Annotated in this window: 12 protein-coding genes; 2 read left to right on the top strand and 10 right to left on the bottom strand. The window is 67.8% G+C overall.

What is annotated here, in order from left to right; translation table 11 throughout:
- The first annotated feature begins 118 nt into the window (after nt 1-118).
- Together ACFUEJ_RS05490 and eutC are read left to right on the top strand one after the other, a co-directional pair.
- Nucleotides 119-1,528, top strand: a complete 1,410-nt coding sequence (locus tag ACFUEJ_RS05490; RefSeq protein ID WP_065632360.1) for an ethanolamine ammonia-lyase subunit EutB — start codon at nt 119-121, stop codon at nt 1,526-1,528.
- Nucleotides 1,525-2,328 carry an ethanolamine ammonia-lyase subunit EutC gene (gene eutC / locus ACFUEJ_RS05495; protein ID WP_137808514.1) on the top strand — a complete coding sequence of 268 codons (804 nt, stop codon included), beginning with the start codon at nt 1,525-1,527 and terminating at the stop codon, nt 2,326-2,328. The genes ACFUEJ_RS05490 and eutC overlap by 4 nt, the downstream gene beginning before the upstream one ends.
- A gap of 386 nt (nt 2,329-2,714) precedes the next feature.
- On the opposite strand, the gene ACFUEJ_RS05500 is transcribed toward eutC, so the two are convergent.
- From ACFUEJ_RS05500 to lgt, 10 genes are all read right to left on the bottom strand, one after another.
- A complete protein-coding gene (locus ACFUEJ_RS05500) occupies nt 2,715-3,020 on the bottom strand; it encodes an SHOCT domain-containing protein (protein WP_165629931.1) in 306 nt (101 codons plus the stop codon).
- A 41-nt stretch (nt 3,021-3,061) separates the two neighbouring features.
- Entirely contained in the window at nt 3,062-3,532 is a 471-nt protein-coding gene (locus ACFUEJ_RS05505) for a DUF6325 family protein (RefSeq protein WP_065632357.1), read from the bottom strand.
- A 53-nt stretch (nt 3,533-3,585) separates the two neighbouring features.
- A complete protein-coding gene (locus ACFUEJ_RS05510) occupies nt 3,586-5,415 on the bottom strand; it encodes a long-chain fatty acid--CoA ligase (RefSeq protein WP_165629930.1) in 1,830 nt (609 codons plus the stop codon).
- Between the two features lie 108 nt (nt 5,416-5,523).
- Nucleotides 5,524-7,509, bottom strand: coding sequence for an ABC transporter ATP-binding protein/permease (locus tag ACFUEJ_RS05515; RefSeq protein ID WP_165629929.1), 1,986 nt, complete (start codon nt 7,507-7,509; stop codon nt 5,524-5,526).
- Between the two features lie 218 nt (nt 7,510-7,727).
- On the bottom strand, nt 7,728-8,237 hold the full coding sequence (locus ACFUEJ_RS05520; RefSeq protein ID WP_247449477.1) for a hypothetical protein: 510 nt from the start codon (nt 8,235-8,237) through the stop codon (nt 7,728-7,730).
- Between the two features lie 25 nt (nt 8,238-8,262).
- Nucleotides 8,263-9,141: an acyl-CoA thioesterase II gene (locus tag ACFUEJ_RS05525; protein WP_065632354.1), complete on the bottom strand. Its 879-nt coding sequence runs from the start codon at nt 9,139-9,141 to the stop codon at nt 8,263-8,265.
- Between the two features lie 64 nt (nt 9,142-9,205).
- A complete protein-coding gene (pyk, locus tag ACFUEJ_RS05530) occupies nt 9,206-10,630 on the bottom strand; it encodes a pyruvate kinase (protein ID WP_388027987.1) in 1,425 nt (474 codons plus the stop codon).
- A gap of 174 nt (nt 10,631-10,804) precedes the next feature.
- Nucleotides 10,805-12,310 carry a glutamate synthase subunit beta gene (locus ACFUEJ_RS05535; RefSeq protein WP_137808510.1) on the bottom strand — a complete coding sequence of 502 codons (1,506 nt, stop codon included), beginning with the start codon at nt 12,308-12,310 and terminating at the stop codon, nt 10,805-10,807.
- Nucleotides 12,303-16,874, bottom strand: a complete 4,572-nt coding sequence (gltB, locus tag ACFUEJ_RS05540) for a glutamate synthase large subunit (RefSeq protein WP_388027992.1) — start codon at nt 16,872-16,874, stop codon at nt 12,303-12,305. Before gltB ends, ACFUEJ_RS05535 begins: the two co-directional genes overlap by 8 nt.
- Before the next feature lie 272 nt (nt 16,875-17,146).
- Entirely contained in the window at nt 17,147-18,769 is a 1,623-nt protein-coding gene (gene lgt / locus ACFUEJ_RS05545; RefSeq protein WP_388027995.1) for a prolipoprotein diacylglyceryl transferase, read from the bottom strand.
- Between the last annotated feature and the right edge of the window lie 66 nt (nt 18,770-18,835).

Here is an 18,835-nt window from a genome sequence, read left to right on the forward strand (position 1 = left end):
GATCTCGGCCCCGACGGTGCGAGGAGACGCCCGCGTTCGGCATGCGCCCGGTCGGGTCCGAACTTAGACTTCGGGGGATCATGACGCGCACTCAGCTCCTCCCCGGCCGGTCGATGCGATGAAGTACACACAGACGATCGCCGGCACCACCTATGGGTTCGACGGCCTCGTCGAACTCATGGCGAAGGCCACCCCACGCCGATCCGGCGATGAACTGGCCGGTTGCGCCGCCGACTCCGACGCCGAACGTGCCGCGGCCGCATGGCAACTCGCCGATGTGCCACTGAGCCGATTTCTCGACGAGCCGCTGGTGCCTTACGAGTCCGACGAGGTGACCCGACTGATCGTCGACACTCATGACCGGACCGCGTTCGCCGAGATCGCCGACCTGACCGTCGGCGGGTTCCGGGACTGGCTGCTGGAGATCGCCACCCGATCCGATGCCGGTGAACGACTCGCCCGCGTCGGCCCCGGACTGACCCCCGAGATGGTGGCCGCCGCGTCGAAGATCATGAGGAACCAGGACCTGATCCTGGTGGCGGCGGCGACCAGGGTGACGTCCGCCTTTCGCACGACCATCGGACTGCCCGGCCGGATCGCGACGCGCCTACAGCCCAACCACCCCACCGACGACCCACGCGGAATCGCCGCGGCGACCCTCGACGGCCTGCTCATGGGCTGCGGCGACGCGGTCATCGGGATCAACCCGGCGTCGGACTCGCCGCGGGCGACCGCCGACCTGCTCCACATGCTCGATGACATCCGGCAGCGTTTCGAGATCCCGATGCAGTCGTGCGTGCTGTCGCACGTGACGACCACGGTCGACCTCATCGAGCAGGGGGTGCCGGTCGATCTCGTGTTCCAGTCCATCGCGGGCACCGAGGGCGCCAACAAGGGGTTCGGCGTGACCCTGGACATCTTGCGCGAGGCCGACGAGGCGGGACGGTCGCTGCGCCGCGGAACCGTCGGCGACAACGTGATGTACCTGGAGACCGGTCAGGGATCGGCGCTCTCGGCCGGTGCGCATCTCGGCACCGGCGGCAAGCCGGTCGACCAGCAGACCCTGGAGACGCGGGCCTACGCGGTGGCGCGGATGCTGAAACCGTTGTTGATCAACACCGTCGTCGGCTTCATCGGACCCGAATATCTCTACGACGGGAAACAGATCATCCGCGCGGGACTCGAAGATCACTTCTGCGGCAAGCTGCTCGGGCTCCCGATGGGTGTCGACGTCTGCTACACCAATCACGCCGAGGCCGACCAGGACGACATGGACACGCTGCTCACCCTGCTCGGCGTCGCCGGCGCCGCGTTCGTCATCGCCGTGCCCGGGGCGGACGACGTGATGCTCGGTTATCAGAGCCTGTCGTTTCACGACGCCCTCTATGTCCGTGAGGCACTCGGACTGCGGCCCGCGCCGGAGTTCGAATCCTGGCTGGCGCGACTCGGCATGACCGACGGCGCCGGTCGCATCCTGCCGGTCGATCCGGGCGAATCCCCACTCCTGCCACTGGCGTCCGGGCGATGACGCCGAGCCAGCCCGCACCCGCGGATGACCGATCGACCCCCGACCCCTGGACCGAGCTGCGCCGGAGCACACAGGCCCGGATCGGACTCGGACGCGCGGGCAATTCGCTTCCGTCGCAACGGGTCCTCGAGTTCCAGTCCGCCCACGCAGTCGCCCGCGACGCCGTCCACGAGCCGCTCGACGTCGAGGATCTCACGCGCGCGATCGGCGAACTCGACCTCGATCCCCCGATCGTGGTCCGGAGTCGCGCGGCAACGCGCAGCGAGTACCTGCGCCGACCCGACCTCGGCCGGCTACCCGAAGATCTCTCGCAGCTCCCGCACGCCGACGCCGAGATCGGGATCGTGCTGGCCGACGGACTGTCACCTCGCGCCCTCACCGATCACGGCGGCGGCTTGGTCGCGGCACTGTTACGTCAATTCGACGGCCGGTACTCGATCGCGCCGCCGGTCATCGCGACCGAGGCCCGCGTCGCCCTCGGTGATCACATCGGCGAGGCGCTCGGCGTCAGCACGCTCATCGTGATCATCGGCGAGCGTCCCGGCCTCTCGGTCGCCGACAGCCTGGGCGTCTATCTCACCCACCTCCCCCGGCCGGGACGCGCCGACTCCGACCGGAACTGCATCTCGAACATCCACCCGCCCGACGGTCTGCACTACGACGTCGCCGCGCGGACGACTGCCGCGCTCATCGACGGCGCCCGGAAACTCGGACGATCCGGTGTCGCACTGAAGGACATGTCGCGCACGGACGCCCTCGCGCAGATCGACGACGCGGAGGCACTCCCGCACGAGTCGTGAGTGCGTTTCACTCCCTGAGGTGCGAGCGAAGCGAGCCTCCTTCTGCTCGCTGATCCGAAAGGACGACACAACCATTGCTCCCTGAGGTGCGAGGAGCGCAAGCGACGAGCCACGAAGGGTTTGACGACGCATCTCACCAAGACCCTTCGTGACGGCCTCCGCAAGCTCCGGCCTCCTCAAGGAGCAGTAATTGGGCCCGCTCCGAGCACAACGAGTTCGTTCCAGTCCACGACGGCCGCCAGGTGCAGCTACTGAGGTGCGAGCGAAGCGAGCCTCGAAGGACTCCATACGTGTCTCACCCGGCCCTTCGTGGCTCGTCGCTAACGCTCCTCGCACCTCAGGGACCAGTTGGGTCTGTGCTTCTTTCGGATCAGGGAGCGGAGGGGTCAGGTCCCGAGGATCTTCGCCTTCTGTGCGGCGAACTCGGCCTCGGTGAGGATGCCCTGCTGGTACAGGGCTCCGAGCTCCTTCAGCGCCGAGATGGTGTCCGTCGGGGTCGATGCGGGCGCCTGCTGCTGAGGCGGCGGGGCGTACTGGGGTTGTGCGTACTGTTGTTGTGCCCGTGGGTCCTGGGGAGCGGCACCCTGCTGGGCCCATCGGCTCGCCTGGCGTCGGGACACCCGGTTGCTCACCGCCGTCGCGGTGCCGGAGATGACGGCGGTGCGGGCGACGCCGCGGAGAAGTCCTGGCATGGTCTGTCCTTTCGGGGTTTCAGGTCGGTGGTCGCAGTGCGCTACGCGGTCGGAGCGGCCGGCGCCGCCTCGTCGGCCGCATCGAGTTGGGCGAGCAGTGCGTTCACCGGTATCCGGCCCGAAGCGACGAGCTGTCCGCCACCCTTTCGGACGGCCGTGGCGAACGGAGCAGCCCATGCGTTCTCCCAGACGAGGACGGCCGCGCTCGACCCCGGATCGATCACCGTGGCCGCCTCCGCGAGGTCGGAGTCGTCGAGCAGGGAGGTCGCCGCGCCGTCGAAGATCGCGAAATCAGCGCCGAGCGAGTTGATCTCGAGCCGGGCGACCGTACCGTCGGCGTCCTTGGTGATGAAGACGATGTCGATCAGTCGCACGATTCCGCGGTCGATCAGATCGATGAGATGTGGAAGTGCCTCACCGGTCGGCTGCTTGCCCGTCCACTCGACAACGATGTAGTCGATGGGTCCGAGTTCGCGGTCAGCCGTCTGGTCGACACCTGCTTGGTCGTCCAATTCCTTCTCCCTGTCTCGTGCCGTCGATGTGACCGTCTGGCAGCGGGCCCCGGTCACGACCTCAGATCCACCACCGAACGTCCCGGTTGCGCCTCGTACAGTTCGCCGATCTCACTGGCGTACTTGGTCGCAATCGGCTTGCGGCGCAACTTCATCGTGGGGGTGAGCTCGTCGCCGCCGGGATCCCAGGCGGTCGGCACGATGGTAAATCGTTTGACCTGCTCCACGCGGGACAGTGACCGATTTCCGGCACGGATTGCCACCGCCACCTCGTCCACCACGTCGGGGTGCGAGGACAACTCGGTCAGGTCGGCACCGGACAGGTCGAGTCGCTTGGCTCGCGCGGCCGCCGCATCCGGGTCGAGAACCACGAGCGCGGACACATAGGGCCGGCCGTCGCCGATCGCCGCGACCTGACCGATCAGCGACGACGCCGCCTTCATCGCGTTCTCGATGTTGGTGGGCGACATGTTCTTCCCGGACTCGTTGATCATCAGTTCCTTCTTGCGGTCGACGATGGTCACGTTGCCGTCACCGTCGATCGTCGCGATGTCACCGGTCGACAGCCAGCCGTCGGCATCGATCGTCTCGGCCGTCTTGTCGGGCTGTTTGCGGTAGCCGCGCATCACGACCGGTCCGCGGACGAGGAGCTCTCCGTCGTCGGCCAGTCGCACCTCCATGCCGCGGACCGGTTTGCCGACGGTTCCGATCCGGAGGTTGTCGCTGGTCGTCATCGTCGAGACGCCGGTGGTCTCCGACATCCCCCAGACCTCGAGAACCGGGATACCGAGTCCCAGGAAGAACTTCAGCACCTCCGGTGGGATCGCGGCCGCACCCGATCCGGCGAAGGAGACTTGGTCGAGGCCCAGTGCGGAGCGGACCTTGCGCAGCACCAGGCGATCGGCGAGACCGTGTGAGAGACCGCCGGAGCCCTTGCCGTCGATCTGGGCCTGCGCCGCCGAGGCCCCGGCGCGGAACGCCCAGTCCGCGAGCGCCTTCTTGACCGGGCTGGACTCCTCGGCCAACTTCGCCTCGATCCCCGCTCGGATCTTCTGCCACACCCGCGGCACCCCGAAGAAGAACGTCGGGTGCACGTCGGGAAGGGCCGCGGCGATCTCCCGGGGATCGGGCACCGTGGTGATCTGGATGCCGCGCATCATGTTCGCGGCGTGGGAGGAGACCCGGTCGGCGATGTGCGCTGCGGGCAGATACGAGATGGCACGGTCGTCGAAGCCCGCCTGAACGATCTCGGCGAGCGCCGTCATCTCGGCGACGATGTTGCGATGGGTGATCTCGACGCCCTTCGGCGGGCCGGTGGTGCCCGAGGTGTAGATCAGGGTCGCGAGGTCCTCGGGTTCCACCGCCTGCCATGCCGCGGTGAAGTCGAATCCGGCCGGCGGCGGGGACTGTTCGAGATCGGCCAGCGACAGCGCGCCCGTCGCGACGCCGTCGACGACGATCGTGGTGGACACCCCGGTCGCCGCGGCGGTGATCGCGGGCAGAAACACCTGCTCGGTGACGACGACGGAGTTCTCCGCGTTACCGAAGAGGTACTCGATCTGTTGGGGCGAACTCGTGTTGTAGATCGAGAACGGAACCGCGCCGAGGTGCAGCGCCGCGGCGTCGACGAGGTGGAACTCGGGGCGGTTCGTCAGCATGATCCCGACGGTGTCGCCGCGCTTGACCCCCAGGGCCGCGAGCCCGCCGGCGATGGCTTCGACGCGCGCGGCGTACTCCGTCCACGTGATCTCCTGCAGCCCACCGACCGTACGGATGGCGACGGCGTCGGGCCGTACGGTGACCGTCTGCTGGAACGCGGCGGGCAGCGTCGCCACTGCGACACCGGTCTGATGGGGGAAGGTGATGGTCTCTGCAGCGGTCATGACAGTCCTCGACTGGCCGAAGTGATGTGTTGCACGTCACATTAGCCAGTTCGGGCGCGCGTCACGGCCGGTTCCGGTGAATGGTGAACTGTTGACAAAAACCCCAGATCAGGACCGTTTGTCGAGCGAAGGACGCTCGGTCAGCGACTCGAGATTCCAGGCGCCGCCACCGGTCAGCTCGAGCAGATCGGTGTGATGCTGGTCGGTGGTGCTGCGGTGACTCACCGACACCAGGATCGTCTCCGGCAGCTCCGTGCGGATGAGCGAGTACAGCGAGTACTCCAGCCCCTCGTCCACGGCCGAGGTCGCCTCGTCCATGAACACGGCCTGCGGCCGGGTCAGCAGGATGCGCGCGAAGGCGATGCGCTGCTGCTCGCCCGGGGAGAGCACCTTGACCCAGTCCTCCTCGTCGTGGAGCCGGTCTGCCAGATGCGGGAGGAAGACCTTCTCGAGCGCCGCCTTGATGGCCTCGTCACCGACGTCGTCGGGCAGTGCCGGGTAGGCGACCGCCGTGCGCAGATCCCCCAGCGGGATGTAGGGCATCTGCGACAGGAACAGCGTGTGCTCCCCCGGCGGCCGGGTGAACTCGCCGTCGATGAAGGGCCACAGTCCGGCGAGGCCGCGGAGCAGTGTCGTCTTGCCCGAGCCCGACCGCCCTTTGACGACGAGAGCGGCCCCGGGTGCGAGGGAGAGGTTGAGCGCGCTGATGAGTTCGTCACCGCTCGGGGTCTTCACGTCGACGTCCGACAGAGCAACGGCGCGTTCGCGATCCACAGTCGTGACCTCGGCCATGGTCCGCGAGCGCGCATCGGCGTCGGCGAGACCGTCGAGACGGATGATCGACGCGCGCAGAGCGGTGAAATCGTCGTAGGCGTTCCGGAAGAACGAGAGTGCGTCGTGCATCTCGCCGAAGGCGCTGGCGGTCTGCGTCATGTCACCGAGCTTGATCTGACCGTCGAAGAACCGCGGTGCCTGCACGAGAAGTGGGAACACCACCGCGAGCTGCGACGCGCTGAAGTTCCATCCGACGAACGCCAGCTGCACATGGATGATCTGCCAGAAGTTCTTCACGACCGCACGGAATCTGGTCATGAGGTTGTTGTGTTCGACGCGCTCGCCGCTGTAGAAGGCGACGTTCTCCGCGCTGTCACGGACGCGGACGAGTGCGTAGCGGAAGTTCGCGGTGAGGCGTTCGCGCCAGAAGTTCAGTCGGATCAGCGGGCGTCCGATGGCGAACGCGACCACGCTGGCGACGAGAACGTAGACCAGGACCAGCCACATCATCATGCGCGGGATCTCGACCCCGAACAGCGTGACCGGCCCGGACAGGTCCCAGAGCACGACCGAGAACGACACGATGGACGCACACGCCGGGAGCACACCGTTCGTCGAGACCCCACCGCCGCCCCAGAACAACGACGAGCCGACGGTGGCGATGTTGGTGATGTCGGCCTCGATACGCTGGTCCGGGTTGTCGACGCCGGGGTGGATGTCGACGGCCCGTCGCTGCGGATCCGACTTAGCGCGCCCGAATCGTCTGCGCCGCAACAGTCCAGCGCTGAGGTCGACGAATCGGTTGCGGTAGAAGGCACGGCCGGACATCCAGTCGCCCGTCGCCCCTTCGGTCAGCCAGTAGCGGAGCCGGATCTCGAAAGCCGCACCGACATAGATCTCGACCATGGTGCGGACGACGTGAGTGGCGGCGAGGATGCCGAAGATCGTGATCGAATGCCAGAACGCGTCTTTGCCGATCTGGAGCATCTCCGCTCCCTGTGGCCCGCCCGTCGCGATGCCCTCGGCCGCGGTTTGCAGGGACGTGTACAGGTCGTTGCTCCAGTAGCTGAACAGGACGCTCAGCCGCACACCGAGCAACGACAGCAGGGTGAGGACGACGACCAGCGCCCACGCCCAGACCCGGGTTCTCGGGTCGGTGAAGAACCCCCCGATCACCCGCCACAGCGGGCCGCCCCACCGGCTGAATCGCGACAGCAGGTACCCGATCACCAAGATGGCCACGGCCGAGATCGCGAACGCGATGGCCAACCACTTCAGACTGGCCCACACCTCGTTGCCCCAGTCGATGCTGTACTCCACGCACACTCCTCGCGTCGGATGGCCCGGCGGCGGGCATCACGGTCGACAAACCCCGGTCGATCGCAGCGATGGCCCCGCCACCACGGGTCCGGGCCTCAACGATGATCCGGCGCAGTTTAACCCGGCGTTCACCCGGTGTCCGGGCAACCGCGTCGACGGAGCGCCGACCGGTCGCCGGGAGCGCGGAATGTCGGTTTTGCCGAGCGGTTCTGGTGACGTCAGCCCAGCGGGCGCAGCACCGCACCCTGCTGGAGCGCCGCGGTCGAGACCGACTCCGAGAAGCGACCGTCGGCATCGCCGACGCTGACGAGATAGCCCGCGTCGGTGTACTCCACGCCGCTCACCTCGAAGGTGAGTTGGCACCCGTCGTCGCCGCGGAGGAACACCGACAGCGTGGTGGTCGCCACCTCGCCGCCGGCCGCGTCGTAGAGAACGACCGGTGCGCCGCGGGCCAACGTGCCGCCGTCTGGGAGCGCGGCGTTCTCGGTCAGACAATCCGCAACGACCCCGCCCTTGGCGGTGAACGTCGGGGTGGTCAGCAGGCCGGCGACGACCGCGACACCCACGATGACCGCGAAGACGATCAACGCGACTGCGGACGCGACGATGACCGGGACCCGCGTGCGCCGCTGCCATGTCCGGCGCGGCAGCGGCGGGCCGGGGTCCAGCCACATCTCGGGTGCGGGGCCGTACCCCGGGGTCATCGACCCGCCCGTGCCGCGATCCATGAGCTCCCCCTGCAGACCCGTGCGGTCACTTCTTGGGCGGGAAGTACTTGATGAGCGCTTCTTGCACGACCGACGTCGCGAGAGTGCCGTCGCGCATCCAGAACCGGCCCGATCCCATCCCGCGTGACCCGGTGGCGACCGGCGACCGGGTGGCGTACAGCAGCCAGTCGTCGAACCGGAACTCGCGGTGGAACCACATCGAGTGATTGACAGTCGCGGCGAACAACCGGTCCATGCCCCAAGAGAGGCCGTGGGTGGTGATGATCGAGTCCAGCACCGTGGTGTCGGAGGCGTAACACATTGCGGCGACGTGCATCACGGGGTCGTCGGGCATCGTGCCGTCGGCCTTCATCCACACCCGGTTGTCGGTCAGCTTCTCCCCCGCCTCCTTCGCCTTCCAGCTCGGATCGTTCGCGAAACGGATGTCGATGGGGTGCAACGCATTCACGAAGGCCGCGATACGGTCCTCGTAACCCTTGAAATGCTCACCGAGAGTGGGCAGTTCCTCCGGATAGGGCACCTGGGGGATCTCCACTGCGTGCTCGAGCCCAGAAGTGTTGTCCTGGAACGCGACCAGCATCGTGAAGATCTCTTCGCCGTCCTGCTTGGCCGTCACCTGACGATTGGCGAACGACCTGCCGTCGCGGAACCGGTCGACGTGGTACTCCAACGGTTTGGTGACATCGCCACCACGGATGAAGTGCGCGTGCAGCGCGTGGATCGGCGGGTTGCCCCGACTCAGGCTCCGGGCCGCCGCGACGACCCCCTGGCCGAGCAGCTGACCGCCGAACGTCCGGGCGGTGACCTGCTCGGGATGGTGCCCGATGAACAGGTCGTCACCCTGACGTTCGACGTCGAGCAACGCGAGTAGCTTGCCGAGATCCCCGGCCTGGTCCACGGTCATGCCTCACACCCTAGAACCCGGACGCGGCTGCGTCGCGCACCGGCCCGAGCAGGAGCGGACGCGGTCAGTGGTCCTGCTCGCCGATCCGGTGCACGTGGATCAGGTTGGTCGAACCCACCGTCCCGGGCGGGGCCCCGGCCACGATCACCACGACGTCACCCTCGCTGAGCCGCCCGATACGCAGCAGCTGATGGTCGACCTGGTCGATCATGTGGTCGGTCGTGTCGACGTGGTCGACGATGAACGTCTCGGTTCCCCAGCTCAGCGCGAGCTGGCTGCGGACAGCCTGGGTAGGCGTGAACGCCAGCAACGGGAGGCGCGAGTGCAGACGGGCCAGTCGACGCACGGTGTCCCCGGACTGGGTGAACGCGACCAGCGCCTTCACCTCGAGGCGCTCGCCGATGTCGCGCGCCGCGTAGGAGATGACACCGCGCTTGGTACGGGGCACGTGGGACAGCGGCGGCACGTCGCGGGGGCCGGTCTCGACCGCCCGGCAGATCCGGTCCATGGTCCGCACCGTCTCGAGCGGGTACTTGCCCACCGACGTCTCGCCGGAGAGCATGACCGCGTCGGCGCCGTCGAGCACCGCGTTCGCCACGTCGGAGGCCTCGGCCCGGGTCGGCCGCGAGTTCTCGATCATCGAGTCGAGCATCTGCGTCGCCACGATCACCGGCTTCGCGTTCTCGCGGGCCATCTGGATGGCCCGCTTCTGGACGAGCGGGACCTCTTCGAGCGGCAGTTCGACGCCCAGGTCGCCACGGGCGACCATGATCGCGTCGAAGGCCAGCACGATGGCCTCGAGGTTCTCGATCGCCTCTGGCTTCTCGAGCTTCGCGATGACCGGAACCCGGCGGCCGACGCGGTCCATCACCTCGTGGACCAGTTCGATGTCGGACGGGTTGCGCACGAAGGACAGCGCGACCATGTCCACGCCCAGTTCGAGGGCGAATTCGAGGTCGGCGATGTCCTTCTCCGACATCGCCGGCACCGAGACACTCATCCCCGGCAGCGACAGGCCCTTGTTGTTGCTGACCGGGCCGCCCTCGGTCACGGTGCACACGACGTCGTTGCCCTCGACCGCGGACACGGCGAGGCCGACCTTGCCGTCGTCGACGAGCAGGCGGTCGCCGGGGCTCGCGTCCTCGGCGAGCTGCTTGTAGGTGGTCGAGACGCGATCGTGGTCGCCCACCACGTCGTCGACGGTGATGCGCACCTGCTCACCGGTCTCCCAGACGGTCGAACCGTCACAACCGTCGAAACGGCCGAGCCGGATCTTGGGGCCCTGTAGGTCGGCGAGGACGCCGACAGCTTTCTCCGTGGTGTCCGAGGCCTTGCGGACGCGCGCATAGACGGCCGCATGGTCCTCATGCGTGCCGTGGCTGAAGTTCATCCGGGCCACGTCCATGCCGCTTTCGACGAGCTCTTTCAGTCGCTCGTCGCTCGCGGTGGCGGGGCCCAGGGTGCAGACGATTTTGGTTCGGCGTGTCACAAGAACACCTTAGTCCCGTCCATGGTCCATCTCCATGTCGCCGACGACATGTCACCGGCCCGCCACCGGCTGTTACCGCTGGTGGCGAGCCACTACCGCCGAGTATGAAATTTACTTAACTTGTTGCGGCCGCGTGTGTTCGACCGAGCCCGCCGGGTGGCGACAAGGGCCTGCTCAGCGCACCGACAAGGGCAGGGACGCCGGACGGACCGGAGACGGGAGGTCGGACTCGCCGACCAGGAACTCGTCGACCGCACGCGCGGTCGAGCGACCTTCCGCGATCGCCCACACCACCAGCGACGCGCCGCGGTGGGCGTCACCGCAGACGAACACGCCCGGGGCGTCGGTCTGCCAGTCGCTCCCGCAGGAGATGACGCCGCGCCGGTTCGGCTCGATCTCGAGATCGGCGAGCAGCGCCCCACCCCGTACCCCGGCGAACCCGATCGCGAACAGGGCCAGCTCGCAGGGGATCTCGAATTCCTCACTCACCGGCGTGATCTCGCGGCGCCCGTCGGCATCGCGCGTCACCTCCACCTCGGCGAGCACCATCGTCGTGACGTTGCCGTCCTCGTCACCCTCGAATCGCTGAACCGCAACCTGGTGCAGCCGTTCGCCGCCCTCGTCGTGTGCGCTCGAGGTCCGCATGATCAACGGCCACGTCGGCCACGGCGACCGTTCGTCGTCGCGCTGCCCGGGCAGTTCCGGGTTGTAGTCGAGTTGCACGACCGAGGCCGCGCCCTGACGGTGCGCCGTACCCAGGCAGTCGGCTCCCGTGTCACCACCGCCGATGATCACGACGTGCTTGCCCGCGGCGGTGATGGGTGACGGCCCGTCGCCCTCGCACTCCTTGTTGGCGGGCACGAGATGCTCCATGGCGAGGTGGATGCCGTTCAGCTCCCGCCCCGGCACCGGGTTGTCGCGTGCCTCCATCGCACCGATGGCCAGGACCACCGCGTCGTGGTTCGCGCGTAGATCGGCCACGGACAGGTCGGCCCCCACGTCGCAGTTGGTGACGAAGGTCGTTCCCTCCGCCCGCATCTGGGCGATACGTCGGTCGATGTCGGACTTCTGTAGCTTGTACTCCGGGATGCCGTAGCGGAGCAAACCGCCGAGACGGTCGTCGCGCTCGTAGACGGTGACGTCGTGACCAGCCCGGGTGAGCTGTTGTGCCGCAGCCAGTCCCGCGGGTCCGGAGCCGACGACCCCGACCGACTTGCCGGTCGTGGACTCGGGCGGCTCGGGCCCGATGATGCCTTCGGCCCACGACTCGTAGGCGATGGTCTTCTCGATGCGCTTGATCGTCACGCTGCCGCCGGTGGCCGGTTCGGAGATCGACAGCACGCAGGCCGACTCGCACGGCGCCGGGCACACCATCCCGGTGAACTCCGGGAAGTTGTTGGTCGCGTGCAGCCTGCTGCTCGCGGCATCCCACCGGCCGCGCCGGACGAGGTCGTTCCACTCCGGGATGAGATTGCCCAGAGGGCAACCCGCGGTTCCCGAATGACAGAACGGGATACCACAGTCCATACACCGGCGGGCCTGTCCGCTGACCTCGTCGAGGACCTTGATCGGATTGTCGGCGTGCTCGTAGACGTCGTCCCAGTCCTGGACGCGTTCGGCGACCGGACGGTACTTCGCCTCTTTTTTCGGGACCTCCAGGAACCCGCGCGGGTCAGCCACGTGCCGCCTCCATGATCGCTGAATCGACGTCGCGCCCTTCGGCTTCGGCCATCCGGGCCGCGTCGAGGACACGCTTGTAATCGGTGGGCATCACCTTGGTGAACGCCAGGCAGCGTCGAGGCCAGTCGGCCAGTATCGACGCGCCGATCGCAGAACCGGTCAGTTCCGTGTGCGTGGCGATGGTGTGCTTGAGCCAGGCGAGGTCCTCCGGGTCGGGACGCAGGAGTTCGACCATGGCCATGTTGACCTTCGCGGGATCGAGGTCGTGGACGAACGCGATACCACCCGACATGCCGGCCGCGAGATTGCGTCCCGTTGGTCCGAGGACGACCACCCGGCCACCGGTCATGTACTCGCAGGCGTGGTCGCCCACTCCTTCGACGACCGCCGTCGCACCCGAGTTGCGTACCGAGAAGCGTTCTCCCACTCGGCCTCTGAGGTACACCTCGCCGGAGGTCGCCCCGTAGAGGATCGTGTTGCCGGCGATCACCTGGTCCTCGGCGACGAACAGCGAGTCGGGATTCGGCGTGACGACGATCTTGCCGCCGCACAATCCCTTTCCGACGTAGTCGTTGGTGTCGCCGGTCAACCGGATCGTCACTCCCGGCGGCAGGAAGGCCCCGAGCGACTGCCCGGCCGAGCCCTCGAGCCTGACCGTGATCGTGTCGTCGGCGAGGCCGTCGGCTCCGTACCGCCGGGTCACCTCCGAGCCGAGCAGGGTGCCGACCGTCCGGTTCACGTTGCGCACCGGCAAATCCAGGGTCACCGGGTGTGCGTCCTCGAGTGCACCCTCGGCGAGCTGGATCAGCGTCTGGTCCAGCGCGCGCTCGAGGCCGTGTTCCTGGCCCCGCACCCGACGACTCGGCCCCTTGTCCTCGACCTTGCGGAAGATCGGGCTGAGGTCGAGCCCCTTGGACTTCCAGTGCGCGACCGCGGCGTCGGTGTGCAGCCGCTGCGACTGCCCGATGGCGTCGTCGAGCGTGCGATAACCCAACTGCGCCAGATACTTCCGGACGTCCTCGGCGATGAAGCGAAAGAAGTTGACCAGGTGGTCGACCTGACCGGTGAAGCGGGACCGCAGCAGCGGGTTCTGGGTGGCGACGCCGACCGGGCACGTGTCGAGGTGGCAGACGCGCATCATGATGCACCCGGCGACGATCAGCGGCGCGGTGGAGAACCCGTATTCCTCGGCGCCGAGCAATGCCGCGGTGATGACATCGCGCCCGGTGCGCAGCGCCCCGTCGCACTGCACCGTGATGCGGTCGCGCAGGCCGTTCAGCATCAACGTCTGCTGGGCGTCGGCGAGGCCGATCTCCCACGGCGTGCCGGCGTGTTTGAGCGAGGTCAGCGGTGACGCGCCGGTGCCGCCGTCGTGCCCGGAGATGAGGACGACGTCGGCGTGCGCCTTCGACACCCCGGTCGCGACCGTCCCCACGCCCACCGCACTGACCAGCTTCACGTGGATGCGTGCCTGCGAGTTCGCGTTCTTCAGGTCGTGGATCAGCTGGGCGAGGTCCTCGATCGAGTAGATGTCGTGGTGCGGTGGCGGCGATATCAGCGCGACACCCGGCGTCGAATGCCGGGTCTTCGCGATCCACGGATACACCTTGTAGGCCGGGAGTTGGCCGCCCTCACCGGGTTTGGCACCCTGCGCCATCTTGATCTGGATGTCGGTGGCGTTGATGAGGTAGTCGCTGGTCACCCCGAACCGGCCCGACGCGACCTGCTTGACCGCGCTGCGGCGTTCCGGATCGTAGAGACGCTCGACGTCCTCACCGCCCTCACCGGAGTTCGAGCGACCACCGATCCGGTTCATGGCCATCGCGATGGTCTCGTGGGCCTCCGCGGAGATCGAGCCGTAGCTCATCGCGCCGGTGTTGAAGCGCTTCATGATCTCCTCGACCGGCTCCACCTCGTCGAGCGGGATCGGTTCGCGCGCACCGAGATCGAAGTCGAACAAACCGCGCAGGGTGCCGCCCTCACGCGAGAGCCGGTCGACCTCGTCGGAGTACTTCTGGAAGATCTCGGCCCGGCCGGTCTTGGTGGCGTGCTGCAGCAGGAAGATGGTCTCGGGCGAGAACAGGTGCAATTCGCCCTCACGGCGGTACTGGTACTCGCCGCCGACCTCGAGTCGACGGTAGACCTGTTCGGTGGGGTTCTCCGGGAAGGCCCGGTGGTGGCGGATGCGCACCTCCTCGGCCAATTCGTCGAGTCCGACGCCCTCGATCCGCGACACCGTCCGGGTGAAGTACTCGCGCACCACCTCCGACGACAATCCCACGGCCTCGAAAGCCTGTGCCGCGGTGTAGGAGCTGATGGTCGAGATGCCCATCTTGCTCATCACCTTCAGCACACCCTTGCCGAGGGCCTCCAGATAGTTGCCGATCGCCTTGGCCCGGGTCACCCCGGTCAGCTCACCTTCGGCGATCAGATCTTCGATGGTCTCGAGCGCCAGGTAGGGATTGACCGCGGCGGCCCCGAAACCGATGAGAGTGGCGATGTGGTGGACCTCGCGGGCATCGCCGGACTCCACGACGAGGGCGACCCGCGTCCGCTCCTTGGTGCGGACCAGGTGGTGGTGCACCGCCGAGGTGGCCAGCAGCGACGGGATGGGCGCGTGCTCGGCGTCGGTGAGCCGGTCGGAGATCACGAGCGTCGTGTGCCCCTCGGCGATCGCCTGACTGGCGCGCATCCGGAGGTCCTCGAGCGCCGCGGCGAGACCCGCACCGCCCTCGGACACCTCGTACAGCGCGCGCAACACCTTCGCCGACAGACCGGGATTGTCCCCGTCGTCGTTGATGTGGACGAGTTTGGCCAGCTCGGCATTGTCCAGCACCGGCCAGTGCACCATGATCTGGCGGCACGACGCCGCGGTCGGCCGCAGCAGGTTCTGTTCCGGCCCCATCACGCGACTCATCGACGTGACGATCTCCTCGCGGATCGCATCCAGCGGCGGATTGGTGACCTGGGCGAACAGCTCGACGAAGTAGTCGTAGAGCAGACGTGAACGCTGCGACAGCACCGCGACCGGGGTGTCCGTGCCCATCGATCCGAGCGGTTCGTAGCCCGACGCCGCCATCGGGGTCAGGAGTACGCGCAGATCCTCCTCGGTGTAACCGAAGGAGATCTGGCGGCGGACGACGGTGTCGTGGTTGGGCTGGAAGACCGGCCGGTCCGGGAGCGTGGCGATGTCGAGCAACCCGGCGTGGAGCCACTCGTCGTACGCCTCGGCGTTCATGAGCTCGCCCTTGAGTTCCTCGTCCGGGATGATCCGGCCCTGCTCGGTGTCGACGAGGAACATGCGGCCGGGTTCGAGCCGGCCCTTGCTGATCACGTCGTCGACCGGGACGTCGAGCACACCGGACTCGGAGGCGAGGATGACCCGGCCGTCGCGTGTCTGCCACCACCGGCCCGGGCGCAGTCCGTTGCGGTCGAGGACCGCGCCGACGACCGTGCCGTCGGTGAACGTGACGCACGCGGGACCGTCCCAGGCCTCCATGAGCGAGGAGTTGAACTGCAGGAACGCCCGACGACGGGGATCCATGTCGGGCACGTTCTCCCACGCCTCGGGCACCATCATCATCACCGCGTGGTGGACGTCCCGACCGCCGAGGTGCAGGAGTTCGAGGACCTCGTCGAGCGACGCCGAGTCGGAGGCCTCGGGCGTGCAGATCGGGAACGCGCGCTTGAGATCGCCGGGGATGAGGTCGGTCTCGAGGAGCGCCTCGCGGGCACGCATCCGGTTCCGGTTGCCGCGCACGGTGTTGATCTCGCCGTTGTGCGCCACGAACCGGAAGGGGTGCGCGAGCGGCCACGACGGGAAGGTGTTGGTGGAGAACCGGGAGTGGACGATGGCGATCGCGCTGAGGCAGCGGTCATCTCGCAGATCCTCGTAGTACAGCGGGAGCTGCATCGTGGTGAGCATGCCCTTGTAGACCATCGTTCGACTCGACAGCGATGGGAAGTACAGCCCGGTGCCGGCTTCGTCGATCTCCGGTGTCACCCGTTCGGCCTGCTTGCGGAACGGGTAGATGAAGCGATCGAGTGCGAGCCCGGCGATGCGGTCGGCGCCGGGCGCCGGGTCGACGGTGACGAACAGCTGCATCATGTACGGCATGCATGCGACGGCCGTCCCGCCGACGTCGGCGTGTTCGTGGTCGACGGGGAGGTCCCGCCAGCCGAGTACGGTGATGCCCTCGTCGGCGGCGAGGGCCTCGACCCGTTCGATCGCGGCGCGGCGGAGATCGGGGTCCATGGGCAGGAAGCACGTTCCCGCGGCGTAGCTGTTCGACCCGTCCGCGGCGGGCTCGGGAAGGTCGAAGTCGACGGTGTCGCGCAGCAACTCGTCGGGGAGTTGGATCAGGATTCCCGCGCCGTCACCGCTGTTGGTCTCCGCCCCGGCCGCACCGCGATGCTCGAGGTTCTCCAGCGCCAGCAACCCGTCGGCGACGATCGAATGCGAACGGCGACCGTGGATGTCGGTGACCATGGCCACACCACACGAATCGACCTCGGCCTCCGGGTCGTACAGACCCTGCCTGGCCGGCAGCGCAGAAAACAGCATCACTACCTCCACTCGAACCGAGAACCGGCTCGCTGCTGAGTGTCCATTGGGACAGCACTGGCCCGTGGAGCATTGCGCGGCGTACGAATGACCGTGCCGAGATCGGTACCGGGCTGAGTCAGAACCGTTGAGCGCTCACGTGCTCTGGAACGGTCGGTACCGGGCGGAGGATCGCGCACCGTGAGATCCGATCCTATCCGAACACCCGGGGAGGCGTCGTCACCTGCGACCTGTGACCCTGCCGACGGATCAGCTCGTGGCAGGACCGAACGTCAGGACTTGTCCGCGTCAGCGGAACCGGCACCGGCACCCGGTGTGGTGTCGGTGGGGATGTCCGTCGGGATGTCGGTATCCGACTCCTCAGCGGGATCGACGGTGTCGGTGACCGTGTCGGCCTCGGAGTCTGCGGAGTCCACGGTCTCGTCGGCAGCCGGTTCGTCCCCCGGCGACGTCGCCGTCTCCGGCTGAGCGGGCGTTCCGGCCTCGGTCGCCGAGGTCGTCTCCTCGTCGGCCCCGAGGTCGACCGCTTCGTCTGTCGGAGTCTCGGGGTGCGTGGTGGTGTCCGACTCGGCCTCGTCGATCGCTTCGTCGGCCGGCTCGTCGACCGGCTCCTCGCCACCGGCCTCGACGGTGTCCTCGCCCGGCTCGACCGGACCGTCGGCAACCGGCTCCGGTTCGGTGGACGAGTCCGTGTCCGGTTCGGCGCCCGGCTCCGGTTCGGTGGACGAGTCCGTGTCCGGTTCGGCGCCCGGTTCCGCATCGCTGCCCGCGGTCACGGGGTGTGCGGCCGCAACCGGGTCATTCGTGCCGGCGGTGTCGTCGGTGGACGGCTTCCCCGCCGTGCCCGCCTTCCGACCATGGTCGTCGGAATCGAACAGGGATGATCCCGCCGCACCCGTCGCCACCCCGGCGGCGGCCGCCGGACTCGGGTCCGGTTCGATGTCCTCGTCGTACCAGTCGTCGACGTACCCGGCGACACCCTGCTCCGCGAGCTCCGCGGCACGGTCGTCGTGATACATCTCCAGTCCCTGTTCGCGTCCCTTGGGCGCGACCACGAAGTAGACGACGGCGGCGAGGAACACCAACGCCGCGGTGAAGAGGTTCGGTCGGATGCCCGCGATGTCGTTGGCGACGGCCGCGCGGTCGTCGCGCAGCAACTCGATGAAGAACCGGCCCAGGCAGTAGCCCGCGACGTAGAGCGCGAACAACCGGCCGTGCCCGATGCGGAAGTACCGGTCGACGACCACCAGGAGCACGACGATGAGCACGTTCCACAGCAGCTCGTAGAGGAAGGTCGGATGGACCACCGCGACCACGACGCCGTTGGACACGCCGTCGATCAGTCCGGGGTCGGAGTACCCGGCGGCGTTCTCGCGTTCGTAGATCTCCAGGCCCCACGGGAGTGTGGTCTCGCGTCCGTAGAGCTCCTGGTTGAAGTAGTTGCCGAGGCGACCGATCGCCTGTGCCAACAGGATCGGCGGCGCGATGGCGTCGCCGAAGGCGGGCAGGCGGATGCCGCGCCGACGAGCGCCGATCCACGCGCCCACCGCACCGAGCGCGACCGCGCCCCAGATACCGAGTCCGCCGTCCCAGATCTTCAGTGCGTCGATCGGTTCCTTCAGCGCATCAGCACCGAAGTACGTCTTCCAATCGGTGATGAGATGGTAGAGCCGGCCACCGATGAGGCCGAACGGGACCGCCCAGATCGCGACGTCGAGAACTTCGCCGTCCTGGCCACCGCGGGCCATCCATCGGCGGTTGCCCCACCAGACCGCGACGACGATGCCGACGATGATGCACAACGCATACGCGCGTAGCGGGAAGGGTCCGATCTCCCAGACGCCCTGAGGCGGACTCGGGAGGTAGGCGAGCATCGTCGAGGTCGGCGCGATCACGCTGTCACCCTAGCCGACCGGATGGGACGTTCGACCTGTCGACCGGGACCCGCCGCGTCGATCACG

The organism is Gordonia sp. NPDC057258 (assembly GCF_042668985.1).
In the GTDB taxonomy this organism is placed as follows: domain Bacteria; phylum Actinomycetota; class Actinomycetes; order Mycobacteriales; family Mycobacteriaceae; genus Gordonia; species Gordonia hongkongensis.